The organism is Achromobacter sp. ACRQX (assembly GCF_022346505.1).
Taxonomy (GTDB): Bacteria; Pseudomonadota; Gammaproteobacteria; order Burkholderiales; family Burkholderiaceae_B; genus Achromobacter; species Achromobacter animicus.
This window is the reverse complement of record NZ_JAKRML010000026.1, coordinates 23,136-45,576: the sequence shown is the minus strand read 5'-3', so window position 1 is coordinate 45,576 and position 22,441 is coordinate 23,136. Positions and strand designations below refer to the sequence as shown.

Genomic DNA, 22,441 nt, shown 5'->3' with positions numbered 1-22,441 from the left:
CGATTCTCGTCCGACGGGTGCGATTCAGTACGTAACATATCTTTCGTGCTGGATGCCATTCGGGATTGACGATGGCGATATGCTTGCTTTCTCACTCGTTTTTACGGGAAAGCCATGAGCGCAACGATTGAAGAACAGACTGCGGCTTTCAAGCCAGATCCCCGAATTTCGACCGGAAACCTCGGCATCGATGACGTTCTCGGCGGCGGCTTGGACCCCAACAAAATGTATCTGTGCGAGGGAAGGCCGGGCACGGGCAAGACGACCATGGGAATGCAATTCCTGTTGGAAGGCGTCCGCCACGGCGAGCGCGCGCTTTATGTCGCGCTTTCCGAAAGTCCGGCCGAACTCAGTCTGGTCGCCCACCGCCACGGGTGGTCATTGGACGGTGTCGAGATCCTGGAACTGGTGTCCGAAGACGTGTTGGATCCCGAGCGGGAGCTCACCGTTCTGCACCCCGCCGAGATGGAGCTGACCGAGACCACGCGCCTGATCCTGGACAAGGTTGAACAGCTTGACCCAGCACGGGTCGTCATCGATAGCCTGTCGGAACTGCGCCTGCTGGCGCAGGGCTCGCTGCGTTATCGCCGGCAGATTCTGGCGATGAAACATTTTTTCGCTAATCGCCGGTGCACGGTGATTCTGCTGGACGACCAGGCGGCCAAAGAGGACGACCTGCAATTGCACTCGATCTCGCACGGCGTGATCGCACTTGAGCAATTGGCGGTCGACTACGGCGCCCAGCGACGGCGGCTGCGCATATTGAAAATGCGCGGCATGGATTTTCGCGGTGGCTACCACGACTTCACGATCAGGAAGGGCGGGCTCGAGGTCTATCCGCGGCTCGTTGCGGCGGAGCATCACAAAGAGTTTGCCCCGACGCCCACGCCCAGCGGCAACGCCGAACTGGATAGCTTGCTGGGCGGCGGGTTGGACCGCGGGACGAATGTTCTGCTGATCGGCGCGGCGGGGGTGGGCAAGTCTTCGCTTGCGGCAACCTATGCGCTGGCATCGACGCAGCGCGGCGAGCACGCAGCCATTTTCGCGTTCGACGAGTCCCGGGCCACGTTCTTCGCGCGCTCACGTGCGCTGGGAATGCCGCTGGAATCCGCGCTGGACGCAGGGCTTCTGACCTTCAAGCAAATCGATCCCGCGGAGATGGCGCCGGGCGAATTCACCGCGATGGTTCGCCGCGCGGTCGAAAATGATGGCGCGCGCGTGGTGGTGTTCGACAGTTTGAACGGCTATCTGAACGCCATGCCCGACGGGCGCTTTTTGATTCTGCAGATGCACGAATTACTGAGCTACCTGGGGCAGCAGGGCGTGACGACGGTGATGATCCTGGCCCAGCACGGTCTGGTGGGCCCGATGGAAACGCCCATGGACATCAGCTATCTCAGCGATACGGTGATCATGTTGCGGTATTTCGAGCACGACGGACGCGTCCGGCGTGCCATCTCCGTCGTCAAGAAGCGCAGTGGCGCGCACGAACATGCCATCCGCGAATTCAGCATGTCCGAAGATGGGCTGATCGTTGGCCCGCCATTGACCTCGTTTCACGGAATCTTTTCGGGAACGCCGCAATACACCGGCGACGATTTGCGCCTTTTGCTGAACAATCCCGATGCATCGACCTGAGGACGCTGAATCGCGCGTGCTCGTCTACGCACCGATCGGCCGCGACGGGGAAGCCGGCGCGCGGCTGCTGCAGCGCGCGGGTTTCGACACGTTCGTCTGTCGCAATATCGAGGAGCTGCTGGCGCAGGCGGACGCCGGCGCCCTGGCCGTCTGTTTGACCGAGGAAGGGCTGTTCGGCAAGAACCTGGAACTGGTGTCCGAGTGGCTGAAGGCGCAGCCGGCGTGGTCGGGGCTGCCGTTCGTCGTGTTGACCGGCAAGACGCAAACCGGCCCTATTGTGCGCTGGCGCGAGAAAATGACCGAGTTATTGGGCAATGTCTCGCTCCTGGAACGGCCGGTTCAAAGCCTTGCATTGACCACCACGGTTCAAACGGCGGCGCGCGCCCGGACCCGGCAATATGAAATCCGCACGTTGCTGCAAGCTGAGAAGCAGGCCGCGCAGGCGCTTGAGTCGGTCGTGGCAAGCCGGACGCGCGAACTGGAACTGGCCAACGCCGAGCTTCAGCAGCAGATGCGCGAGCGCAGCAGGATCGAGGAATCGCTGCGCCAGGCCCAGAAACTCGAAGCGCTGGGTCAGCTCACCGGTGGGGTGGCCCACGACTTCAATAACCTCCTGATGGTCATCTCCGGCGGGCTGCAAATGCTGCAGCGTCCCATCGACGAAGCGCGGCGCACCCGCTTGTATGGCTCGATGCGGCAGGCGGTGGACCGCGGCGCCTCGTTGTCTCGCCAATTGCTGACGTTCGCGCGCCGCCAGGCGTTGCGCCCGGAGGTCCTCAACCTGAACACGGTCGTTCAAAACATGCTCGAGATGCTCGAGCGCAGCCTGCGCGGCGACATCGTCATTGCGTTGGCGCTGGCCGACGACCTCTGGCCGGTCGAAGTGGACCCTGGTGAGTTGGAACTCGTCATCCTGAATCTGGCGGTCAACGCGCGCGACGCCATGCCGGACGGCGGTGTGATCGAGATCCGAACCGAGAACATGACCGCATCCGGAAAGGGAGAGCTGACCGTCGACCACATTGCATTGCGGGTGTCGGACACGGGGACCGGCATGAGCCCGGCGGTGGCTGAACGCGTGTTTGAACCGTTTTTCACCACCAAGGATATCGGCAAGGGATCAGGGCTGGGGCTGGCGCAGGCGTACGGCTTTGCCAAACAATCGGGCGGCGCCATCGACCTTTCCACCGAGATGGACGTCGGCACCACGGTTTCGGTCTTGTTGCCGCGGTCGAAACGGCGGCTGGCTGCGCAGGGAAAATCGGGCGAGTCCGGCGTGGTCCAGGAGCGGCCGGCGGCCTTGAACGTGCTGCTGGTGGAAGACGACGCGGACGTTGCGACGCTGACCGCCAGCATGCTGGAAGAGCTGGGTTATGTCGTGACGCCGGCCGCCAGTGCCGCCGAAGCCTTGGACGTGTTGAATGACGGCGCCGCTATTGATGTGATGCTGACGGATGCCATGATGCCCGGTGGCAAGAGCGGCATTCAACTGGCGCGGGAAGTGCGCGCCCAGAGGCCCGATCTTCCGGTGGCATTGATGACCGGCTTTCTGGGCGAGGAAGTGAAAAGGGCGGGGCAAGAGGGTATTCCGCTGTTGTCCAAGCCTTATCGGCTGGAGCAACTGGCGGGGTTGCTGCTGCGCCTGACTGGCAGACGCGCTGCCGGGCGAGGATAGGGCGACACCTTCCAGCAGGATCGCGTCGCCGGCCAATCGCTCAGACTCCACGCGCAGCTCTGGCCGGCGCATTGGCGGTAACAGTCAGCGTTGTGGCGTCTTGCGGGGCGAACGGGTATGGCATTTGCTGACATCGCCCGTCATCGCCCCAAGGAGACGCCATGATTTCAGAACGCTTGCGCAGATTGCGCCGCATCGCGGCTTTTGCTGCCGAACGCTCGGGGGACTATGTCGAGTTGGTCGGCATCGAACTGTCCCTGTACCGCGCCGCGCTCGTCGCCACGGTGATCAGCAGCGTGGCCCTGGTTTTCTGCGGTCTGGGCACGTTGGGGTTCGTGTCGGTGGCCGCCATCGTGAGCTTTTGGGACACGGAGCATCGCAAACTTGCCGCGTGGCTTGTTGCGGGCGCGTGGTTGCTCATCACGCTCATTTCGCTCGCCATTTCGACACGTAGCGCACCGAAGGGATCGCCCTTTGCGGAGCTGAGCCACCAGGTGCGCCTCGATACCGCTGCTGCACGGAGCCACTATGCCCAAGATGACCACGCTAGCTGACAAGGCGGCCCTTCTGGCCAAGATGGAACGTGACCGCCAGGCGCTCTCCGTTCCCATGGCGCGCAGCGCGCCCCGCAGCAAGGTCGGCGGGGCGTGGGCGCGGACGGCGGCACTGGCCGCGGGAGCGTCGCTCGGATGGCCAAAGTTCTTACGGCAGCCCCTGCGCGCGATGGCGGCCGTGGCGCTGCGCGACCGCGTTAACGAGCTGATGGGCCGCATGCAGGTGCGGCGCGTCAGCAATCCATTGCCTGATCCGGACATGGCGCGGCTGGAAAAAATGGTCGAGGAGGTGCGCGCCGCCGCGGTGCGCTCGGCCGATGACGCGGAGATCGAGCGCCTGCGGGCGCAGCTGGACGACCAGGTGAGGCGGCTGCGGACGGCGCGGGCGTTGCAGGCCACGCAGGCCTCGCGCGCGTTGCGGCCTTCGGATCCGTCGAATCTGTCACGTCCGGCGCATGCGCCGATTCCTTCGGCCCGGTCGAGTCCGGCGGAGTTGTCACGTCCGGCGCATCCTTCGGGCAATCTCGAGGCGCCCACCGGCCGGGATGTGTCGGCGATTCCATAGTTGGACACGGACAAGGCGGCGCGGTGGCCGTCTTGACTCGCAACCGACCAACTAGTAGATTGGCGAGCATTCGCATCGACTTGCCCCGCCAATCGGAGTCATTCTGGCCATGAGCCTGGAACTTTCTGCCCGCGCCGCCGAGATCGTCGCGCACACCAAACTGCTGCTCGCCGAAGGCGGCTATCACGGGTTCAGCTATGCCGACGTGTCCGAACGCGTGCGCATCGGCAAACCCAGCATCCATCATCACTTCCCGACGAAGGCCGAACTCGTCCTGACCGTCGTCGTCCGCCATCGCGAAGAAGCGCTCGCGGGTCTGGCGGCGCTGGATCAGCACGTGGCAGATCCGGTGGAACGCCTGACCGCCTACACGGACTACTGGGCCAAGTGCATCCGCGAAGGCAGCGCGTCGATGTGCATCTGCGCGATGCTGGCGGCGGAGTCGCCGATGATTCCCCAGGAAGTCGCGGCCGAGGTGCGGGCTTATTTCAAGGATTTGACCGCCTGGCTCGCCTCGGTGCTTGAAGCCGGGGCGACGGCAGGGCAGCTCCAATTGCGCGATAGCGCGCAGGTCGAGGCGCAGGCCTTCATGTCCACCGTGCATGGCGCCATGCTGACCGCGCGTGCGTTCAACGATCCGAAGGCGTTTGCGGCGATCACCCAGGCCGCGATCCGGCAAATGGCTGTGCCGGCCTGACAGCAGCTCGTCGCGTGCGAAAGTGCGCGCATTTTTTTTATCCGCATAACCGACCAACTAGTTGGTTGATAATCAGGAGTCACCCACGTGCCGCATCCCATTTCCGCCCTAGGGGCCGTCCATACCCTCATCAGTCTCATTCCTGCCGCCGCAGGGCTCTACAGCCTGGCACGCTATCGCCGCGTTGAACCGGGCACACCGGCCGGCAAGACGTATGTCGCCGGCATGGTGGTCGCGGTTTTGACGTCGTTCGGGCTGTCCAGCAGCGGCGGCTTCAATGTGGGGCACGCGCTGGGCATCCTCGCGTTGCTTGCGATCGCAGGTGCGTTGCTTGCGCCGCGTATTCCCTTTCTGTCCAACGCGCACCCGTATCTCTCGCAGCTTGGTTTTTCGTTCAGCTTCTTTCTGCTCTGGGTGCCGGGCATCAACGAGACGTTGACGCGCCTGCCAGTGGCGCATCCTCTGGCAAACGGGCCCGACTCGCCTGTCGTGCGGGGCGCGCTGGCCGCTTGGCTGGGAATATTTGTCGTTGGCGCGGTAGTTCAGGCGATCTGGCTGCGCACGCATCGTCGACGCGTACGCGCCTGATGGCCCGCTAATCGTCAGTCGCGGCGGCGGCCGCGTGCCCGTTGACGATGTTGCTTGCGGGCGCGGGCTGTCAGGGCCGACGCCAAGGCAAGCAGCTTGTCTTCATCCAGCCGCTCGGCGTCGACCAGTTGCTCGTCGGCCCCCTTGACCGCAATCAGCAGCTCGTCCAGTTTCAGATGCAGCGCCTCGCTGTCCTTGTTCTGGCTTTGCTGAATCAGGAAAACCATCAGGAAGGTGATGATGGTGGTGCCGGTGTTGATGACCAGTTGCCAGGTCTCGGAGAAGCCGAACGCGGGCCCCGAGATCGCCCATACCACTACCGCGATGAGCGCGATGCCGAAAGCGACGGGTGAACCCGCCCATTTGGTCACAAGCGACGCGAAGCGGTCAAAAAAATGGGAAACCGGATTGGGTTTGCCGGTCTTCCGGGGTCGTGGTTGCGGCCGGGATCTCGTTTGCCGCTTTGCTGCGTTCCTTTTCGGCATGGCGCTCCATCCATACATGCACGGACCCCATGGACAGCAAGCCGCATGCCCGATTCCGCGCGCCTCGGCTGGAACGGTGCGTGCTAGGCTCTCGGAATTCCGGCCCGCCACGTTGCGATGAAATCCCTACTGCATTCCGAAAAATTCCTGCTGCTCGCCTGCGTGCTTGCGATCGCGGGGTTCATGATCGACCCGCAACTTGAGGGTCTAGGCCAAGCCGCAAGCCTCGCGGAAACGGCCGTGCTGATCGCGGCGATCCTTGCCGCCTCCCTGAGCGTTGCGCGCCATGCGGAACGCATCGCGCAGAAACTCGGCGACCCGTACGGCAGCATGATCCTGACGCTGTCAGCGGTGTTGGTGGAAGTGATCGTGCTGGTGATCGTGTCGTCCAAGGCGGGCTCGCCGACGCTGGTTCGCGACAGCATCTATTCGGCGGTCATGCTGGATATCAACGGCATTCTTGGCGTGGCCGCCCTGATCGGCGGATTCAAGCACGGCGAACAGGCATACAACGACGATTCGGCGCGCACGTACAGCGTGATGATCCTGACCGCCGTTACGGTGTCGATGATCATTCCCGAGTTCGTGCCGCAGCCCAGTTGGCGCGCCTATAGCGCCTTCACCGTGGTGTCGATGCTGCTGATGTACGGCGTGTTCGTGCGCATGCAGACCGGGCCTCACAGCTATTTCTTCAGCTACAGCTATCCCGAAAAAAAGACGCGCACGCCCGTGCCGCCCGGCGGCGGTCCCGGATGGCGCCAGTCGGCCGCCGTGATGGCGGTCGGCATCGTGGCGGTGGGCGCGCTGGCCGAGCTGATGTCGCATGCGCTGAACCGCAGTCTGGAAGGAATGGACGTGCCGGTCGGGCTGATCGCCCTGGTGGTGGCGGGCATCTCGGCCGCGCCCGAGATGTTGACAGCTTTCCGGGCGGCGCTTGCCAATCGTATGCAGTCGGTGGTCAACATCGCGCTCGGGGCGTCGCTGTCGACCGTGATCCTGACCGTGCCGGCGATGGAGGCAATGGCCCTCTTCACCGGCCAGCGGATCGACATGGCGATGACGCCGCTGCAGACGCTGATGATGCTGGTCACGTTGATCGTGGCGGCCATCAACCTGAATGACGGCCAGACCAACGCCATCGAAGGCCTGACGCACTTTGTGCTGTTTGGCGCGTTCCTGATGCTGCTGACCCTGGGGCTATAGCGACGGAAAGTTTATTCCTTCGGCCCGGACTTCTCCGGCAGCACGGCCGGCGTGTCGTCGGCCGGCTTGAACATGCCGCCTTCCACGTCGGGCTGCGGCGCGGGATTGCCATCAATGGCCTGTTGCTCCACTGACGCGTCTTCCCGGGCGCGCTCCCGGTCGTTGGCCTTGGCCAAGTCCTTCTGCACACGATCCGCAATATCAACCTGGTCTTCGGTCGACGGCTCGGGCGCGGGATTGCCGTCTGCGTTCGTGGCGGCACGCGCCGGATCGTGGGCGTCTGCGGCCGGATCGCGGCCGCCGGGATGGTTGGCGTTCATGGTGTTCTCCTTGAAAACGCATTCCGGCTGCAAGCCGCGTGCCTATCCGCGCGCCGACGCCAACGCCGGCTCGGCCGGTTCCTCGGCTTCGGGCGCGTTGACGTGGACGATGCGCTCCGGCAGCGCCAGCGTGATGCCCGCCGCTTCAAGCGAGCGCATGATGCCCAGGTTGATCGCCTGCTGCGTGTCCATGTAGCGGTTGTAGTCCGCGCTCATCAGGTAATACACGGCCTCATACTCCAGCGCGCTGTCGCCGAATCTCGCCAGATGCGCGCGGTCGAATCGCACGTCGGCCTGCTCGTTGATCCGGTCGCGCAGGATGCCCGGGACGGTGGCGGCGCGTTCGACGTCGGTCTTGTAGCTGATGCGCACCGAGAAGACGATGCGCCGCTGCTGCATGCGCTTGTAGTTCTGGATGGTCTGCTTGAGCAGTTCGGTGTTCGAGCACACGATCTGCTCGCCGCCGAGGCTGCGGATGCGGGTGGTCTTCAGGCCGATGTGTTCGATGCTGCCTGCCACCGCGCCAAACACGATGAAGTCGCCCACTTCAAACGGCTTGTCCAGGCCGATGGAGATGGAGGCGAAGAGGTCGCTCAGAATGGTCTGCACCGCCAGGGCGACCGCGACGCCGCCGATGCCCAGGCTGGCGACCAACGCCGTGATGTTCACGCCCAGGTTGTCCAACATGGCCAGCAACGCGACCGCCCACACGAAGGTGCGCAGCAGCAAGCCGAGGAGGGTGGCTGTGACGAGGCTGGCTTCGCCACGCGCCAGGACGGCGCGGCGCACCATCACGTCCACGGCGCGTTCCAGCCACAACGCGCCTTGCAGCGCCATCAGCACGAACCACAGATGACTGATCGTGGCGCCGCTCCACGGCATGGGCGCATCGCTGATGTCGATGCCGGCCATCAGGCACAGCAACGCCAACACCACCCAGTTGGTGCGGCGAAGGATCTGGGCCATGGCATTGGCAAAGCCGTGGCCGGGCAGTTGCGCGCGCGCCTCCAGCCGCGCGCGCACCACCTTCAGCACGGTGGCGAGCACCATGAACAGCACCGCGCCCACGCCCAGCGCGATGATCCACAGCGCCAGCGGATGTGCGTTGATCCAGTCTCCAAAAATCCATGAATTCATCGTCGGGCCTCCAGTTGCAGGAAGCGCGACCGCAGCAAATGTTGTTCCTTGCAGCGCAGCACGGCGCGTGCAGGCACCTCGCACTGGGCGCGTGGTTTTTAAGAACAGGGGAGATTGCGGAGCGCCGGACGGGCGCGGAAGGAGGGGAAGCGCAGGAGATAAGCGGAGCAGCCGCCGATGCAGCCAAATCCCCCGGAGCGCAGGCTCCAGGGGAGCGCGAACAATTATTTCTTCAGACCCGCCAGGGCGTCGCGCAGCATCTGTTTGGGGTTTTCGTTGCACTGCTTGACCAGCATCGGCGTGCGGGTGCTGATGCCCTCGACGTCAAGCACGGCCTCTTCGGGCTTGCCCTTGTTGTTAAGCGCTTCTGCATAGCTGACGACGACGGGGCGATAGGTCTCTTGGACGCCTAGGAAATCCTGGCATTGCCATAGCGCGAGAGGCTTTTTCGCATCAGCTGCCTGGCCGGTGACCGCGAAGGTCATTGAGCCAATAAGACCAATCATCAGTAGGTGCTTCTTCATATTCGAGCTCCTGGGGGTTGGCTTGCAGACGAAACGGCTTACTGAGAAACGGACAAAAACGGCCTATACAAAAAACGTGAGCGCAAGGCTCACCGGCCTAAATTACTGAAAACGGATGAGCGTCGTCAACGCACATTGCACCAAAGGGCGGAATGACGCTTTTATACCGGTTAAGCCGTATCGCCGGCCTGACGTCACTGCAGGGCCGTGTCCAGCACCATCATCAACACAAATCCCAGCATCAGGCCGCAGGTGGCGGGGACTTCGTGACCTTTCCGATGGGTCTCGGGAATGATTTCGTGGCTGATGACGAACAGCATGGCGCCCGCGGCAAAGCCCAACCCCCACGGCAGCAGCGACGCCGACCAGCCGACGATGGTTGCACCCAGCACCGCGCCCAGCGGTTCCACCAGGCCGGAGGCCATGCCGAAGCCCACCGCGAATGCGCGCCGATACCCGGCGGCCAGCAGCGCGATGGCCACCACCAGGCCTTCGGGCACGTCCTGAATCGAGATCCCCAAGGCCAGCGAGCCGGCCTGCACGGGGTCTGCGCCGGCATAACCGACGCCGATCGCCAAGCCTTCGGGAAAGTTGTGCAGCGTGATCGCAAACACGAACAGCCACGTTCGCCGCAGGTTGCGGGCGGGCTTGCCTTCCTTGCCCTTGATGAAGTGCTCGTGCGGCAGGACGCGGTCCAGAATCAGCAGCGCCGACGCGCCGAGCAGGATGGCGCCGGCGATGGAGAGTCCGGCGCCCCATGGCCCTCTGCCGAGCTCGCGGGCGGCGTCCAGGCCCGGAATGATGAGAGAAAAGGCGCAGGCGGCCAGCATGATGCCGGCGCCGAATCCCAGCAACGTGTCCTGGACCCGTTCGGGCACCCGTTGTGAAAAGGCCACCGGCAACGCGCCCAGCGCGGTGGCGCCAGCGGCAAGCAAGCCGCCCAGCAGCGCCGCACCTACCGCCGGATGCGAGGCGTCCAGATAACGCCACAGCGCGAAGACGCCGAACGCGCTGAGTGCGAGCAGACCGGTTCCGAGCAGGCCCTTGAGCATGGACGCGCGCGGATCCGGCAGGGTTTGGCCGTCCTGCACGGCGGGGCGGGGCACTTAACGCGATCCCGGAAAGCGTCGCGACGTCAGCGCCCAAGATGGCCATGCGTATGCCGTAAGCGCTGAATCCTTTTGCGTGCGGTGGCGTGGCCGTTTCATGATGCTCCTCGGTTTGAAGGGCCGGCGCCTCGTTTCTGGGCTGCCGGCCATGTCGTGCTGTGGTTCTGCGGTGGTGCGATAGCGCATTGACACGACAGGGCCGTGACGCCAGAGCAATGCGCGTGCCCGGATCCGGGGCGGGGGCGGGGTCAACGAAAAAAGAGCGCCCGAGGGCGCTCCAGAAGACTTAAGCGCGCAATGCGCCGGGTCTTGCAAAGATCAGGTCAGGCAGAACTGCGGGGCGCCGCTGGCGTCGACGCGCCGGATGCCTTTGAGGATCCATTTGGCGTGACGCTCGGCCTCGTGCTGCGCCGAGAACAGCTTGCCGCTGGGGATGGGCCAGACGGCCTTCCCGTCGTGTTCGCCGTCACGCCGGGTCGTGACGTCGAGCCGATACTTGCCGCTCGGCAACTCAATGACATCGCAGTGGACTTTGAATCCATCTACGCAAATACCCTTTTCAGTATTCATCGTGCGCTCCAGAGCGTGGTGTTCGGAAAATTTCCTGCCCGGGATTTTGCAAAAACTGCCTCCACGCGGGTGCAACAAAGTGCAAGAATTCCCGACCAAGGCCCGCAAGCGAATTTGCGCATGAAAACGCGCCGCCAAATGCCCGACGGTTCTTCAAATGAATCGGGCCCTGGACGATGCCCAGGGCCCTGGCGGGATACGCACCGCAGGCAGTGACTAACTGCGGGTGATCGTGAAGGGGGATGACGGCGCGCGGCCGACGACGCGAGATCTGACGCCGTCTTTCCAGCCGGCCTTCCACATCTCGACGCGGCTGCGCCATTCATGGACTGATTCGCCGGTCTGCGCAGGCATGGCTGCGGAGCGAAGATAGGGGCAATCCAAAAGGGTCAACCCTTGGCGCGCGGCGTCTGCTCCCAACTTCTGGATATCCACTTGCATGGCAACTCTCCCAAAAGATGCGAGCAGCTAGTGTGCCGATGGCACTGCGCTCGCGCAACGGAGGGCGTGTAACGCTGCGTTTCTTTGTTACATCGCCGTAAAACACGCTATTTCTGCCGCAAAAAAGCGCCCCGCGCGATGCGGGGCGAAGACTCACTGTCCAACAAAACGCAAAGGTCACAGCGACGTGGCGAGGCCGTGCCAGCCACCGGACTCCCCAACCAGAGACCGGTAACCCTGCCGCTGTGACAACCGGATCGCCGCAACTATTGTTCCCGTCGCGCGTGGCGGAAAGATGACGGCGCGTAGCGTGCATTCATGCCCATTCACTGATGCGATTTCTACACGACCGGAAAAATTTGACGTGCGCTGGTTTCTCAAGCTGGCTGGAAGCGTCGGACTGCTGAGGCGGGCGTAAACGTGCAGGCCGATCAATGCGCGCGTCGGGGGGCCATGCCTGATACATCGCGTGTGCCATGGGCCCCGCTCGGAATGCCGCTTGCGGCCCCGACGGCTTCTGCCGCGTCTGAATTTGCCGAGAGGCGCGCGGCCTTTATCAAGGGAGCGCGCCGATATGAAGATCCATCATCTGAACTGCATTTCCACATGTCCGGCCGGAGGCCGCCTGATGGACGGGCGCTCGCCGCCGTGGGCGTGGCGGGGCCGGCTTTGCTGCCATTGCGTGCTGCTGGAGCTGGACTCGGGGGGGCTTGCGCTGGTCGACACCGGCCTGGGCACGCGCGACGTGCGCGATCCGCGCAGCCGGCTCAGCGCGTTTTTTCTGGCGTTGGTGAAGCCGGAATGGCGCGAGTCGATGACCGCGCGCTGCCAAATCGAAGCCTTGGGATTTTCTGCCGAAGACGTGCGGCACATTGTGTTGACCCACCTGGATTTCGATCACGCGGGCGGCCTTGATGATTTTCCGAATGCGATCGTGCACATGATGCAGCGTGAAGCCGACGTGGCACTGCTGCAGGAAAGCTGGATGGACCGCCAACGCTTCCGGCCGCAGCAATGGTCTTCGCGCCCGCGCTGGCGCTTTTACGAGGCGGGCGACGGCGAGCCATGGTATGGCTTTGCGCGGGCCCGCCCGCTTGATGGCCTGCCGCCGGAAATCGCGCTGGTCCCGCTGTCTGGCCACACGTTCGGCCATGCGGGAGTGGCGATGCGTGGGCTGGACAGATGGCTGCTGCTTGCCGGCGATGCGTATTTTCATGTCGACGAGATGTCGCTGGAGCGGCCGGGCTGTCCCGTGGGACTGCGGTTTTACCAATGGATGCTTGAACATGACCGCGCCGCGCGCCTGGACAATCAGCGCCGCCTGCGGGAGCTGATCCGGTCCAACGGGGACAGCGTTCTGGTCTTCAGCGGTCACGATACGTTGGAGTTTGAGCGGTTGGCGGGCCGGCGCAGCGCGATCCCGGCCGGCGAGACCGCGCGTCATTCCGCGTGATTGTGGCCCGCCAGATTTTAGGCGCGCCACTTGCGGCAAGGCTGCGCCCGCCGGCGGCATTGCCGGCCTATCTGGAGCACGCCATGACTCAGCAACAGAACCAGCAGGACCAAAAGCAAAACCAGCAGAACCAACAAAACCAGAACGATCGCAATCAGCAGAATCGTCAACAGGAGCAGCAAAACCAGAGGCAGGATCAGCAAGGCCAACGACAGGGCAACCGTCAAAACGAACAGAACGAGGAACGCCAGCAGCAACGTAAGTAAGCAGGTACGTAAGTAAGCGCCGATGGACCGGGCGGCGCGCGGCGCAGTGCGCCGGCGCCTCCGGCCTTCACCGCGCAGTGCATTCTCCCTTTGGATAGGAAGATGCCGACCCCCTTTTGTGCCGAAGACCTGCGCTTGTACCGCGCCGTCAGCAGTCTGGATTGCGCGCATGACGACGGCCTGGGTGTCTGTGCGGTCCATAGCATCGACGCTGGTTCGGGCGATCCCCTGACCAATCTGTGGCTCGTGCCCACCGACGGCACGGCGCCCCAACAATTCACGCAAGGCGACGCGGATGATGCGCCACGCTGGTCACCGGACGGTGCAAGCATCGCGTTCCTGGCGACGCGTGGCGCCAGCCGGCAGGTGTGCCTGATCGCGCGATCTGGCGGCGAGGCTCGTCAGATCACCAACCTGACCTCGGGTGTGATTTCAGCCGACTGGATGCCTGACGGACAACGTATGCTGATCTGCACCAGCCTCATCATCGATCCCGAACACCCTGACGCGGACCCTCCGGAAAATGCGGATCAGCCGGCCGACGCGCCGCGCGTCGCCACGCGCCTGCCGTTCAAGCTGGACGGCCCGGCCGAAAAGACCAATACCGCGCTGCATCTGCATGTCTTGGACATGCAAAGTGGAAACACCACACAACTGACGCATGGATTTTTTGACGTCACCAGTGCAGAGGCGAGCCCCGACGGTCAATACATCGCCTACACGCGGACCCGTGAGGGCCGGCTCGCGCATCGCTCGGATCTGTGGGTCGTCGCCGTCGACGGCAGCGGCGCCAGACAACTGAGCCGCGATCTGGCGTCGGTGCAAAGCCCGCGATGGTCGCAAGACGGAAAATCCATCGTTGTCACCGGCTCGGATGTGGACGGCGATGCGCAGATGCGGCTGTGGTTGGTGGCCGTCTCGGACGCGGTGGTTGCGCCGCTGGGAAGCGACGCAATAGAAATCGTGCTGGGTAGTTCGGTGCGCTGGCTGCCGGATACGCCGGCTATCGTGGCGGTGGTCGCACGCAGCGGCCGCCAGCACCTGGCGCGCATCTCGGTGCCCGGCGGCGACGTCACGCCGCTGGTCACGGGCGACCGGCACATCTCGATGGCGGCGGTATCCAGGCAGTGGCTGCTGTACGTGGATCAGGATGCGCGATCGCCGCAGGAGGTCTGGTGCGCAGACCTGCAGGGCAATGAAGAGAAGCAGCTGACCCAGTTCAATGCGTGGTGGAATGACCGTCTGCTGCCGGACGTGCAAGTCAAACGGTTCGACGTGCCGGACGGCAACGGCGGCCGGGAACAGATCGACGGCTGGCTGCTGCGCCCGCCGGGGCAGAACGGCCCCACGCCGATGCTGGTGGACTTGCACGGCGGTCCGTCCAGCTATGTGCTCCTCGATTTTCGGTCGCATGTGTATTGGTATGTCCTGCTGGGACTGGGCTGGAGCATTCTTGCAGTCAACGCGGCCGGGTCCAGCAGCTACGGCCGCGAGTTCAGCGCGCGTGTGCTTGGACGCTGGGGTGAATGCGATCTGGATCAGCATCTGGCCGCTGCCCAAGCGTTGCGGTCCGAAGGGCTTGCGGACGAGCGCATCGCCGTTACCGGAAAGTCGTACGGCGGATACCTTGCCGCGTGGGCGGTTTGCACCACGTCCGCGTTCAAGGCCGCGGTGGTGTCCGCGCCCGTCACCTCGCTGGAACACCATTTCGGCACGTCGGATAGCGGCTACTACTCGGATGGGTACTCGATGGGCGGCGCACCGTGGGAACGCCGCGATCTGATGCATCGCTTATCGCCGCTGGAGCGCGTGGAAGCCGTGCGTACGCCGACGATGATCCTGCAGGGTGATGCGGACAATCGCTGCCCCAAATCGCAGGCCGAGGCGTTCGTCACGGGGATCATGGCGGGCACGCAGACTCCCGCCAGACTGGTGCTTTACCCCAACGGGGATCACCACTTCTTCGAGAACGGCAAGACCGACCACCGCATCGACGCGGTGCAGCGCTGCGTGGACTGGCTCGAGCGCTGGACGCGGGGATGAAGGGCATCTGAGCGAAAGCCAAGCGCAATTCAGTGCGCCCGAGCGGAACATTACTTGCTGGCCCTTCCTGCCGGCGCGTCGTTGCGCGGCGCGCCTCCATCAACCACGAGGCAGGAGGATTGAATGAAATTCACGAAAGCGACCAACGCGAAAGCGCAAGGCGATGCCATTGTGTTCGAGATGGAAACGGCCGGCGTGACGCGGCAGTTCGAGATATCGGGCGACGTACTGCGGCGGCGGTTTGGCGCCGCGGATGACACCGCGCCCGAATTGTTGCGTGCGTTCGAAAGCGGGGCGGACGCGCTGCGCGAGCTTGCGCACCGCACGCAGTGGGTCCCGTCCGATGGCCCGATACAAGTGGGTGAGGGCGATTTCGGCTGAGGTCGGAGGCCGCCGCGTAACACTGGCCGTTCGGCCGGCCGCGCGGCGGTGCCAGGCATGACGATTGCTGAGTGTTTCTTGTTCGCCGGGCGGCATCAGGCCGATCGCCGGCGACTTAATTTCTACTGGAGGTCCGAATGAAAAACCGTCTTTTGAAAGCAGGGCTTGGCGCCGCAATTGTCCTCAGCCTGAGTTCGGTTGCGCTCGCGCAGACGGCGGCGACGCCCGGCGGCCAGGTGCCCGCTGCAACAAACAAGCTGGACAGCGAAGCGCGCGGCTTTCTGACTGACGCGGCAGAGTCCGGCCATCTTGAGGTTGCAGGCAGCAAGATGGCGTTGGAAAAGTCGCAGAATGCAGAGGTCAAGCAATTTGCGCAGAAGATGATCGACGATCACACCAAGGTAGCCCAGAAGCTCGAAGCCCTGGCCAAGAGCAAGGGATTTGAGCCGCCCAAGGATCCTTCCATGATGCAGACGGCCAAGCTCAAGGCCTTGGGGCTGCGTGATGAAGGGTTCGACAAGGCGTATGCCGATGAGATCGGCGTGGACGCGCACGAGGATGCGGTCAAGCTTTTCGAGAAGGCCTCGAAGGAAGTGAAGGATCCGGAGGTCAAGCAGTTTGCGATCGAAACGCTGCCCAGCCTGCAGCAGCATCTGCAAGCGGCGAAGACCTTGCAGCAAAGCGTGTCGGCCAAGAAGTAATCGCGTCCATCGGAGCCGGTGTCCGCATCGGCGCCCGGCTGTTCAAGCGGGCCTGCCCGTCCGCCATTGACGCAAGGTTCACCGGCATGCGCCTTGCTCTACACCGCGTGGGCAAGGCCCGCTTCCTACCCTCGATCCGCATACAGGAGTGATCATGAGCCAGAAGACTTTGAAGGAACTGTTTATTCACGAGCTGTCGGATGTCTACAGCGCCGAAAAGCAATTGACCCGCGCGCTGCCGAAGATGGCCCGCGCCGCCACTGACCCCGCCTTGGCGGAGGCCTTTACCGCGCATCTTGAAGAGACGCGCGGGCAGATCGAACGCATCGACAAGATCGTTGAAGGTGCGGACTTCCGCCTGAAGCGCATCAAATGCGCCGCCATGGAAGGTCTGGTGGAAGAAGGCAAGGACGTCATTGAAGACGTCGAAGAAGGTCCGGTGCGCGATGCTGCGCTCATCGCCGCGGCGCAGAAGGTCGAGCATTACGAGATCGCCAGCTACGGCACGCTTTGCACCTTCGCCAAGCAACTGGGCGAGACCGAGGCGCTGACGCTGTTGAAGGAAACGTTGGCTGAAGAAAAGGCCACCGACGAGAAGCTCAGCATGCTGGCGCTGCAGCAGACCAACGCTGACGCGGCCAAGGCAGGCAAGGCAAAGTAATTGCAACCTGCATGAAGCCGGTAGCGATGCTTGTGCGGCCCTGTGCCCTTTGCGGTGCAGGGCCGTCATCGCGTCACCGGTCGGGCGCGAATATTCGGGAGCGCATCATGAAACCTGTTGACGATACTTCCACCCGCGCCCGCCCGGCGCGGCGCGGCGCCAAGACTGGCCGGGGACCCTGGCTGATGCTGGCCGTCTGGATTGGCGCCGTGGCCGTGCTGTTCATCGTGGGTCTGTTGATCCGCGGGATGTAGCCGCGAGTTTGCATCAGGCGCGCTTGCGCCGCACGCTATTGGCAGAGTCGCGATGCCACCATCGTGACGACCGTGCCGTCGGGCAGTTTGTAGTGTCCATCGCCCTCCCAGGTGACTAACTGGCCGTCGGGTAGGCAGCAATAGAAATTGGCCTTTGCGTCGCCTTGGGGCTGCGAGCAGTATCTGTCGATTCGGTAAGTGCTGCCATCGGCGGCGGCTGCCACCACCTCCATGACACGCTTGTATGCTGGGTTCGCCATGTGAGCCTCCTATTCACCGTTCGGGGTATTGGTGCATGCGGGCTGGGCGTGGTCAATACGCATCGCAGCATCCGCCGTTGACGTGCGCGATGCAGCAAGCGGCGTTCCGAAGTGCCGCCCGGTCTCGCGGAGCCTGGAGCGGCGATTTGTGCAGGTATGCAGTTTGCTGCGTGCGCCCCGCTCGAGTCCATTAGCCGCATCAACCAGGAGGAAGTCCCAATGCCAGCTACCCCTTTGCCCGCCTATTGGGAGCGCGATGCCGCGCAAGAGGCCGTGCAGCTCGCGCGCCCGATGCTGGACGCCGCACTGTCCAACACCAGCGTCGGTGAAAGCGGCTTTCTGCATGTGGTGGTCATGAATCCGCTTGCGCAGCCGGGCAGTTGCGAATTCGCGGACGCGATCCTGTACGAAGAAAGCATCGGCGATCCCGCGGGCTGGGATGCGGACTATGGCGCCTATGCGCGCGGCAAGGCGCGCGTGAGCTGGCGCACTGGCCTGGCCACGCATGAAGTCATGGCGCTCAAACCCCATCTGCTGCAGGCGAAGGACAGCCAGGTCTGGGGGAGCGTGTGCCTGGACGGAATCGTCGTCGCGGTCAGCGGCGCCAACCCCTGGTTCGATGAAGCATTCGCCGCCGCCGTGGCATCGCTGTTCAAGGCGGTGGTGCAGGGACGCCGCGACAGGTTGCGGGCGCGCTGACGTCGGCATGGCCGGCTGCCCGGTACGCCAATTGCTGGCCTGCCGGGCTTCGCAGGAGGGCGTGCACCATGAGCGAGCCGGACACCAGCACCAGTGATTTTTCCCGCAAGGAGGTCAATCGGACCATACTGCGGGCACTATGGAAATACCGCGGCCGCACTGCGGCCGCCATTGCGCTGCTGGTTGCGGCCAAGCTGTTGATGGTGGCGGTGCCGGCGGTCCTGAAGGCCATCGTCGACCTGTTCAGCGCGCCGGGCCCGCTGGTGCTGCCGGTGTTCCTGCTGCTGGGTTACGCGCTCATGCGGTTTGGCGGCGGGGTGTTCACTGAACTGCGCGACGTGGTGTTTGCGCGCGTGGCCCTGCGCACCGTCGCCGACTTCACCGTCAGCGTGTTCTCGCGGCTGCAGCAGCTGGGCGCCCGGTTCCACGGCGGCCGGCCTACCGGCGCGCTGGCGCGCGACGTGGAGCGTGGCACGGCCGGCGTGGGATTCTTGATGGGCACCGCGCTCTTCACCTTGCTGCCAACGCTGGTGGAAATCGTATCGGTGGTGCTGATCCTGGTGATGGGCTACAGCGTCTGGTTCGCGCTGATCGTGATCGTCACCTTTATTGCCTACTTTTCCTACACGACGGTCCTCGTGCGCAAACGTGTCGCGTATCAGCGGCGGCTAAACGAACTGGATTCGCGCGCCAGCGGGCAGATGGTCGACAGTCTGCTCAATTACGAAGCCGTCAAGCTCAACGCCAACGAAGGGTTGGAGGCAGACCGGCTGTCACGCGTGCTGAACGAATGGACACGTGTCGGCGAACGCAACCAGCGCTCGCTGTCGCGCCTGCATGTGGGGCAGAGCGGCATCATCGCGTGCGGCGTGGCGTCTGTGATGCTGCTTGCCGGGCAACAGGTCGTGGGGCGCGAGATGACCGTGGGTGATCTGGTGCTGGTCAACGCCTACATCATTCAGATCTGTCTGCCCCTGAATACGCTGGGTCTCATCTTTCGGCAGGCCAAGGAAGCGTTCGTCAATGCCGAGCGCGTCTGCGACCTGTTGCGCTATCCGGCAGAAACAGGGGACGACGACAATCTGCCTTCGCTGCAAGCGGGTCCGGGCGAGGTGCGCTTTGAAGGCGTGGACTTCGGCTATGAACCGGGACGGCAGATTCTGTGGGGTGTCGATCTGACGGTGCCGGCCGGCACGACGCTGGCCGTGGTGGGCGGCAGCGGCTCGGGTAAGTCAACGCTGGGCCGGCTGCTATTGCGCTTCTATGACCCCGACGCGGGGCGGGTGCTGATCAATGGTCAGGACCTGCGTGCGGTCAACGTGCGCAGCGTGCGGCGATCGGTGGGCATCGTGCCGCAGGACACGATGTTGTTCAACGAGACCATCGCCTACAACATCGCCTACAGCCGGCCCGAGGCCACGCGCGATCAGATCGTCCAGGCGGCGCGGGGCGCGCGCATCCACGAGTTCATCGAGAGCCTGCCCGGCGGCTATGACACGCCGGTGGGCGAACGCGGCGTGAAGCTCTCGGGGGGCGAGCGCCAACGCGTGGGCATCGCGCGCGCGATCCTGAAGGATCCGACGATCATGGTGTTCGACGAGGCGACCTCGGCGCTGGATACGCGCACCGAGCGCGCGATCCAGGCGGAACTGGAGCGGCTGTCGCGGGGCCGCACGACACTGATCATTGCGCACCGGTTATCCACCATCGTGCATGCGGACAACATCATCGTGCTTGACCGCGGCAGGGTGGTCGAGCAGGGCCGCCACGAAGACCTGCTCAAGTTGCAGGGCATCTACGCGCAGATGTGGACGTTGCAGCGCCAGCAATCGGCTCTGGAAGAAGCGATGGGCCGAGACACGCGGCAGCCGGTCAACCTGGTGGCGGTAGTGGCGGGTGTGCTGGACGGATCGCGCGAACTGGCGCAGGAGAAGGGTGTGAACGTGTACACGCTGATCGGCAACGAGGCCGCGCGCATCACGGGCGATCCCAGCGCGTTGCAGCAGTTGGTGTGGGACTTGTGCCTGCATGCGATTGCCGTCACGCCGCCGGGCGGGCGCATCGAGATCAGCCTGCGCCGCGAGGGGCCGTTGGCACGCCTTGCCGTCACCGACGGCCGCACGGAACACGAGGCCGATCCGGCGATTGCAGATGATGCCCCCCTGGTGAATCCGACCGACGGGCTGCGCGTGGCGGCCGCGCTGGATCCTGCAGAACTTGCCGTGCGCGCGCAGCGGCAGGGGGGCGCGTTTCACAGCCTGGCCGCGCCTTCGGGCGGCCTTTGTTATTGCGTCGACTTCCCGGTTCGCGCCGTCGAGCCCACGCCGCTGCGGGTGGATGTGGACTTGCCGAACCTGACGGGCGCGCACGTCATGCTGGTGGACGACCAGGCCGAGGCGCGCGAAATGGTCGCCGAAATCCTGAAGGAAAACGGCGCGCAGGTGACCGAGTTTGGGGACGGGGGCAAGGCGATCGCCGCGTTCGCGTCCGCGCCGGCGGCGCAATGGCCGCAGGTGCTGATCTGCGATCTGTCGCTGGGGGACGTGGACGGCTACGAAGTCGTGGCGCGTGTGCGTGCGATGGAAGCGGAGCGTGGTGCGGCGCTGTCGCATCGATTGCCCGCCATTGCACTGTCGGGCCATGTCAGCCAGGAGTACCGCCTGCGCACGCTGCTGGCCGGCTTTCAGGTGCACTTGTCCAAGCCTGTCGATCCGAACGAACTGCTGGCAACAGTCGGTGCGTTGTTGCCCGCCACGCGTGTGCAAACCCGGCGCGAGACCAGTTGACAGCGCGTCCTCGGCAGTTCTTACGCGTGCTTGTAAGAAGTGCCGGATAGAACCGCTGTTCCGCACGCGTTCTGGTAGCAGCGTCTCGGCACACCACTTGCTCTCGACGATGTGTATGCCGGGCACCCGCTCGACGAACGGAGTTGCCCTCATGAAGAAGATTGCCATCATCAGCGAACACGCCTCGCCACTGGCGCTGGCGGGCAGCGTGGATAGCGGCGGACAGAACGTGTATGTCGCGCATGTGGCGCGCGAGCTTGCCCGCGCCGGCATGGAGGTCGATGTCTTTACGCGCAGGGACAACGCGGCGCTGGAAGCCGAGTTTCGGTGGTTGCGCGGCGTCAAGGTAATCCACGTTCCTGCGGGACCCGCGAGCTTTCTTCCGAAGGAACAGATGCTTCCGTACATGGATGAATTCTCTGCCTACCTGATGCGTCACTTCAGCCGGCAGCGGACGGGCTATGACGTCATTCACGCGAATTTCTTCATGTCGGCCATGGCGGCCCTGCCGGTCTCGCAACACCATGGCGTGCCGCTTGCCGTGACGTTCCACGCGCTGGGCAAGGTGCGCAGGCAGTATCAGCAGGGCGCAGACCTGTTCCCGGATTCACGCTTCGAGATTGAAGACGACATCGCGCGGCGCGCGGATCGCCTCATCGCGGAATGCCCGCAGGATCGGCGCGACCTCATCGAACTGTATGGCGCGGATCCGCGCCGTATCGACATCGTGCCTTGCGGCTATGACGCTGCCGAAATGACGCCGCAGCCGATGGCGGCGGCGCGGCGGGCGCTGGGGTGGAACGACGACGTGTTCACCGTGCTGCAGCTTGGTCGCATGGTGCCGCGCAAAGGCGTCGACAACGTCATCCGGGCGCTGGCGCGCTTGCGCCAGCGGCATGGCGTCGAAGCACGGTTGTGCGTGGTGGGCGGCAATACCGAGGACGCGAACGTGCAGGCCACGCCGGAGATCGGCCGCCTGCAGGCCGTTGCCGAGCAGGAGGGCGTGGCCGAGTGGGTCGAATTCGCGGGGCGGCGTGGACGTGAGGCGTTGGGCGCCTACTACTGCGCCAGCGACGTGTTCGTGACGACACCCTGGTATGAGCCGTTCGGCATCACACCGGTCGAGGCCATGGCCTGCGGAAGGCCCGTGATCGGCGCGGACACCGGCGGAATCCGCAGCACCGTCGTGCATGGAAAAACAGGGTTTCTCGTGCCGCCCAAGGATCCCGACAGCCTGGCGGACAGACTCGCCGAACTGGCGGCGGATCGAACGTTGTGCGAACGGATGGGCGAGGCGGGGCGCATGCGCGCGCGTCGCCTCTATACGTGGAAGCGCGTGGGTCAGGACCTGCTGTCCGTCTATGGACGCATGGTGGCCGATGCGCCTCGGGAAGATCGGATCGCCGCGCGCATCGCGGCTTAAAGGAGCGG

The 22,441-nt window shown here is 64.2% G+C and carries 25 protein-coding genes; 17 read left to right on the top strand and 8 right to left on the bottom strand.

Features of this window, described 5'->3' with window-relative positions:
* The first annotated feature begins 114 nt into the window (after positions 1–114).
* The 6 genes from MHZ91_RS20825 (at position 115) to MHZ91_RS20800 (ending at position 5,717) form a co-directional block, all read left to right on the top strand.
* A complete protein-coding gene (locus tag MHZ91_RS20825) occupies positions 115–1,638 on the top strand; it encodes an ATPase domain-containing protein (RefSeq protein WP_239215475.1) in 1,524 nt (507 codons plus the stop codon).
* The gene (locus MHZ91_RS20820; protein WP_239215473.1) at positions 1,625–3,313 is read left to right on the top strand and encodes an ATP-binding protein; all 1,689 of its coding nucleotides are present in this window, start codon (positions 1,625–1,627) and stop codon (positions 3,311–3,313) included. The genes MHZ91_RS20825 and MHZ91_RS20820 overlap by 14 nt, the downstream gene beginning before the upstream one ends.
* 161 nt (positions 3,314–3,474) lie before the next feature.
* Entirely contained in the window at positions 3,475–3,867 is a 393-nt protein-coding gene (locus tag MHZ91_RS20815) for a phage holin family protein (RefSeq protein WP_175124327.1), read from the top strand.
* Positions 3,842–4,432, top strand: a complete 591-nt coding sequence (locus MHZ91_RS20810) for a hypothetical protein (protein WP_239215471.1) — start codon at positions 3,842–3,844, stop codon at positions 4,430–4,432. The genes MHZ91_RS20815 and MHZ91_RS20810 overlap by 26 nt, the downstream gene beginning before the upstream one ends.
* Before the next feature lie 109 nt (positions 4,433–4,541).
* On the top strand, positions 4,542–5,129 hold the full coding sequence (locus MHZ91_RS20805) for a TetR/AcrR family transcriptional regulator (protein ID WP_175185719.1): 588 nt from the start codon (positions 4,542–4,544) through the stop codon (positions 5,127–5,129).
* A gap of 87 nt (positions 5,130–5,216) precedes the next feature.
* On the top strand, positions 5,217–5,717 hold the full coding sequence (locus tag MHZ91_RS20800) for a hypothetical protein (protein ID WP_239215470.1): 501 nt from the start codon (positions 5,217–5,219) through the stop codon (positions 5,715–5,717).
* 14 nt (positions 5,718–5,731) lie between these two features.
* On the opposite strand, the gene MHZ91_RS20795 is transcribed toward MHZ91_RS20800, so the two are convergent.
* On the bottom strand, positions 5,732–6,202 hold the full coding sequence (locus MHZ91_RS20795; RefSeq protein ID WP_175138678.1) for a low affinity iron permease family protein: 471 nt from the start codon (positions 6,200–6,202) through the stop codon (positions 5,732–5,734).
* A 117-nt stretch (positions 6,203–6,319) separates the two neighbouring features.
* Here MHZ91_RS20795 and MHZ91_RS20790 point away from each other — a divergent pair, with 117 nt between their 5' ends.
* Positions 6,320–7,405 carry a calcium:proton antiporter gene (locus tag MHZ91_RS20790; RefSeq protein ID WP_175138677.1) on the top strand — a complete coding sequence of 362 codons (1,086 nt, stop codon included), beginning with the start codon at positions 6,320–6,322 and terminating at the stop codon, positions 7,403–7,405.
* An 11-nt stretch (positions 7,406–7,416) separates the two neighbouring features.
* On the opposite strand, the gene MHZ91_RS20785 is transcribed toward MHZ91_RS20790, so the two are convergent.
* The 6 genes from MHZ91_RS20785 to MHZ91_RS20760 all read right to left on the bottom strand — a co-directional run bounded on the left by MHZ91_RS20785 (position 7,417) and on the right by MHZ91_RS20760 (position 11,506).
* Positions 7,417–7,725, bottom strand: a complete 309-nt coding sequence (locus MHZ91_RS20785; protein WP_239215469.1) for a hypothetical protein — start codon at positions 7,723–7,725, stop codon at positions 7,417–7,419.
* 42 nt (positions 7,726–7,767) lie between these two features.
* Positions 7,768–8,862: a mechanosensitive ion channel family protein gene (locus MHZ91_RS20780; protein WP_239215468.1), complete on the bottom strand. Its 1,095-nt coding sequence runs from the start codon at positions 8,860–8,862 to the stop codon at positions 7,768–7,770.
* Positions 8,863–9,086: 224 nt separating this feature from the next.
* The gene (hdeA, locus tag MHZ91_RS20775; RefSeq protein ID WP_056563757.1) at positions 9,087–9,386 is read right to left on the bottom strand and encodes an acid-activated periplasmic chaperone HdeA; all 300 of its coding nucleotides are present in this window, start codon (positions 9,384–9,386) and stop codon (positions 9,087–9,089) included.
* Positions 9,387–9,580: 194 nt separating this feature from the next.
* Positions 9,581–10,438, bottom strand: a complete 858-nt coding sequence (locus tag MHZ91_RS20770; RefSeq protein WP_239215507.1) for a ZIP family metal transporter — start codon at positions 10,436–10,438, stop codon at positions 9,581–9,583.
* A 375-nt stretch (positions 10,439–10,813) separates the two neighbouring features.
* On the bottom strand, positions 10,814–11,065 hold the full coding sequence (locus MHZ91_RS20765; RefSeq protein ID WP_175138674.1) for a hypothetical protein: 252 nt from the start codon (positions 11,063–11,065) through the stop codon (positions 10,814–10,816).
* 216 nt (positions 11,066–11,281) lie between these two features.
* Positions 11,282–11,506 (bottom strand): CrpP-related protein, encoded by a 225-nt coding sequence (locus tag MHZ91_RS20760; RefSeq protein ID WP_218344428.1) that lies wholly within the window; start codon positions 11,504–11,506, stop codon positions 11,282–11,284.
* 574 nt (positions 11,507–12,080) lie between these two features.
* Between MHZ91_RS20760 and MHZ91_RS20755 the strand changes: the two genes are divergently transcribed.
* From MHZ91_RS20755 to MHZ91_RS20725, 7 genes are all read left to right on the top strand, one after another.
* Positions 12,081–12,959 carry an MBL fold metallo-hydrolase gene (locus MHZ91_RS20755; RefSeq protein WP_239215467.1) on the top strand — a complete coding sequence of 293 codons (879 nt, stop codon included), beginning with the start codon at positions 12,081–12,083 and terminating at the stop codon, positions 12,957–12,959.
* Positions 12,960–13,042: 83 nt separating this feature from the next.
* Positions 13,043–13,225, top strand: a complete 183-nt coding sequence (locus MHZ91_RS20750) for a hypothetical protein (RefSeq protein WP_218344430.1) — start codon at positions 13,043–13,045, stop codon at positions 13,223–13,225.
* 102 nt (positions 13,226–13,327) lie between these two features.
* On the top strand, positions 13,328–15,268 hold the full coding sequence (locus MHZ91_RS20745) for a S9 family peptidase (RefSeq protein WP_239215466.1): 1,941 nt from the start codon (positions 13,328–13,330) through the stop codon (positions 15,266–15,268).
* Between the two features lie 123 nt (positions 15,269–15,391).
* Positions 15,392–15,649: a DUF1488 family protein gene (locus MHZ91_RS20740; RefSeq protein WP_175138669.1), complete on the top strand. Its 258-nt coding sequence runs from the start codon at positions 15,392–15,394 to the stop codon at positions 15,647–15,649.
* Positions 15,650–15,786: 137 nt separating this feature from the next.
* Positions 15,787–16,350: a DUF4142 domain-containing protein gene (locus tag MHZ91_RS20735; RefSeq protein ID WP_218344432.1), complete on the top strand. Its 564-nt coding sequence runs from the start codon at positions 15,787–15,789 to the stop codon at positions 16,348–16,350.
* Positions 16,351–16,504: 154 nt separating this feature from the next.
* The gene (locus tag MHZ91_RS20730) at positions 16,505–17,011 is read left to right on the top strand and encodes a ferritin-like domain-containing protein (RefSeq protein WP_218344433.1); all 507 of its coding nucleotides are present in this window, start codon (positions 16,505–16,507) and stop codon (positions 17,009–17,011) included.
* A 107-nt stretch (positions 17,012–17,118) separates the two neighbouring features.
* Positions 17,119–17,265: a hypothetical protein gene (locus MHZ91_RS20725; RefSeq protein ID WP_191579359.1), complete on the top strand. Its 147-nt coding sequence runs from the start codon at positions 17,119–17,121 to the stop codon at positions 17,263–17,265.
* A gap of 35 nt (positions 17,266–17,300) precedes the next feature.
* On the opposite strand, the gene MHZ91_RS20720 is transcribed toward MHZ91_RS20725, so the two are convergent.
* The gene (locus MHZ91_RS20720) at positions 17,301–17,525 is read right to left on the bottom strand and encodes a hypothetical protein (RefSeq protein WP_218344434.1); all 225 of its coding nucleotides are present in this window, start codon (positions 17,523–17,525) and stop codon (positions 17,301–17,303) included.
* Between the two features lie 219 nt (positions 17,526–17,744).
* Between MHZ91_RS20720 and MHZ91_RS20715 the strand changes: the two genes are divergently transcribed.
* The 3 genes from MHZ91_RS20715 to MHZ91_RS20705 all read left to right on the top strand — a co-directional run bounded on the left by MHZ91_RS20715 (position 17,745) and on the right by MHZ91_RS20705 (position 22,433).
* The gene (locus MHZ91_RS20715) at positions 17,745–18,224 is read left to right on the top strand and encodes a hypothetical protein (RefSeq protein WP_239215465.1); all 480 of its coding nucleotides are present in this window, start codon (positions 17,745–17,747) and stop codon (positions 18,222–18,224) included.
* Positions 18,225–18,292: 68 nt separating this feature from the next.
* Entirely contained in the window at positions 18,293–21,010 is a 2,718-nt protein-coding gene (locus MHZ91_RS20710) for an ATP-binding cassette domain-containing protein (RefSeq protein ID WP_239215464.1), read from the top strand.
* Between the two features lie 151 nt (positions 21,011–21,161).
* Positions 21,162–22,433, top strand: a complete 1,272-nt coding sequence (locus tag MHZ91_RS20705) for a glycosyltransferase family 1 protein (protein WP_239215463.1) — start codon at positions 21,162–21,164, stop codon at positions 22,431–22,433.
* Positions 22,434–22,441 lie beyond the last annotated feature (8 nt).

What these genes read in the sequence shown, in the direction of transcription:
- MHZ91_RS20825 (WP_239215475.1), top strand. Translation starts at nt 115, where the DNA reads ATGAGCGCAACGATTGAAGAACAGACTGCGGCTTTCAAGCCAGATCCC.
- MHZ91_RS20755 (WP_239215467.1), top strand. Translation starts at nt 12,081, where the DNA reads ATGAAGATCCATCATCTGAACTGCATTTCCACATGTCCGGCCGGAGGC.
- MHZ91_RS20760 (WP_218344428.1), bottom strand. Translation starts at nt 11,506, where the DNA reads ATGCAAGTGGATATCCAGAAGTTGGGAGCAGACGCCGCGCGCCAAGGG.
- MHZ91_RS20725 (WP_191579359.1), top strand. Translation starts at nt 17,119, where the DNA reads ATGAAACCTGTTGACGATACTTCCACCCGCGCCCGCCCGGCGCGGCGC.
- hdeA (WP_056563757.1), bottom strand. Translation starts at nt 9,386, where the DNA reads ATGAAGAAGCACCTACTGATGATTGGTCTTATTGGCTCAATGACCTTC.
- MHZ91_RS20785 (WP_239215469.1), bottom strand. Translation starts at nt 7,725, where the DNA reads ATGAACGCCAACCATCCCGGCGGCCGCGATCCGGCCGCAGACGCCCAC.
- MHZ91_RS20750 (WP_218344430.1), top strand. Translation starts at nt 13,043, where the DNA reads ATGACTCAGCAACAGAACCAGCAGGACCAAAAGCAAAACCAGCAGAAC.
- MHZ91_RS20710 (WP_239215464.1), top strand. Translation starts at nt 18,293, where the DNA reads ATGAGCGAGCCGGACACCAGCACCAGTGATTTTTCCCGCAAGGAGGTC.
- MHZ91_RS20790 (WP_175138677.1), top strand. Translation starts at nt 6,320, where the DNA reads ATGAAATCCCTACTGCATTCCGAAAAATTCCTGCTGCTCGCCTGCGTG.
- MHZ91_RS20740 (WP_175138669.1), top strand. Translation starts at nt 15,392, where the DNA reads ATGAAATTCACGAAAGCGACCAACGCGAAAGCGCAAGGCGATGCCATT.
- MHZ91_RS20815 (WP_175124327.1), top strand. Translation starts at nt 3,475, where the DNA reads ATGATTTCAGAACGCTTGCGCAGATTGCGCCGCATCGCGGCTTTTGCT.
- MHZ91_RS20810 (WP_239215471.1), top strand. Translation starts at nt 3,842, where the DNA reads ATGCCCAAGATGACCACGCTAGCTGACAAGGCGGCCCTTCTGGCCAAG.
- MHZ91_RS20730 (WP_218344433.1), top strand. Translation starts at nt 16,505, where the DNA reads ATGAGCCAGAAGACTTTGAAGGAACTGTTTATTCACGAGCTGTCGGAT.
- MHZ91_RS20705 (WP_239215463.1), top strand. Translation starts at nt 21,162, where the DNA reads ATGAAGAAGATTGCCATCATCAGCGAACACGCCTCGCCACTGGCGCTG.
- MHZ91_RS20770 (WP_239215507.1), bottom strand. Translation starts at nt 10,438, where the DNA reads ATGCTCAAGGGCCTGCTCGGAACCGGTCTGCTCGCACTCAGCGCGTTC.
- MHZ91_RS20780 (WP_239215468.1), bottom strand. Translation starts at nt 8,862, where the DNA reads ATGAATTCATGGATTTTTGGAGACTGGATCAACGCACATCCGCTGGCG.
- MHZ91_RS20715 (WP_239215465.1), top strand. Translation starts at nt 17,745, where the DNA reads ATGCCAGCTACCCCTTTGCCCGCCTATTGGGAGCGCGATGCCGCGCAA.
- MHZ91_RS20795 (WP_175138678.1), bottom strand. Translation starts at nt 6,202, where the DNA reads ATGCCGAAAAGGAACGCAGCAAAGCGGCAAACGAGATCCCGGCCGCAA.
- MHZ91_RS20820 (WP_239215473.1), top strand. Translation starts at nt 1,625, where the DNA reads ATGCATCGACCTGAGGACGCTGAATCGCGCGTGCTCGTCTACGCACCG.
- MHZ91_RS20805 (WP_175185719.1), top strand. Translation starts at nt 4,542, where the DNA reads ATGAGCCTGGAACTTTCTGCCCGCGCCGCCGAGATCGTCGCGCACACC.
- MHZ91_RS20745 (WP_239215466.1), top strand. Translation starts at nt 13,328, where the DNA reads ATGCCGACCCCCTTTTGTGCCGAAGACCTGCGCTTGTACCGCGCCGTC.
- MHZ91_RS20765 (WP_175138674.1), bottom strand. Translation starts at nt 11,065, where the DNA reads ATGAATACTGAAAAGGGTATTTGCGTAGATGGATTCAAAGTCCACTGC.
- MHZ91_RS20720 (WP_218344434.1), bottom strand. Translation starts at nt 17,525, where the DNA reads ATGGCGAACCCAGCATACAAGCGTGTCATGGAGGTGGTGGCAGCCGCC.
- MHZ91_RS20735 (WP_218344432.1), top strand. Translation starts at nt 15,787, where the DNA reads ATGAAAAACCGTCTTTTGAAAGCAGGGCTTGGCGCCGCAATTGTCCTC.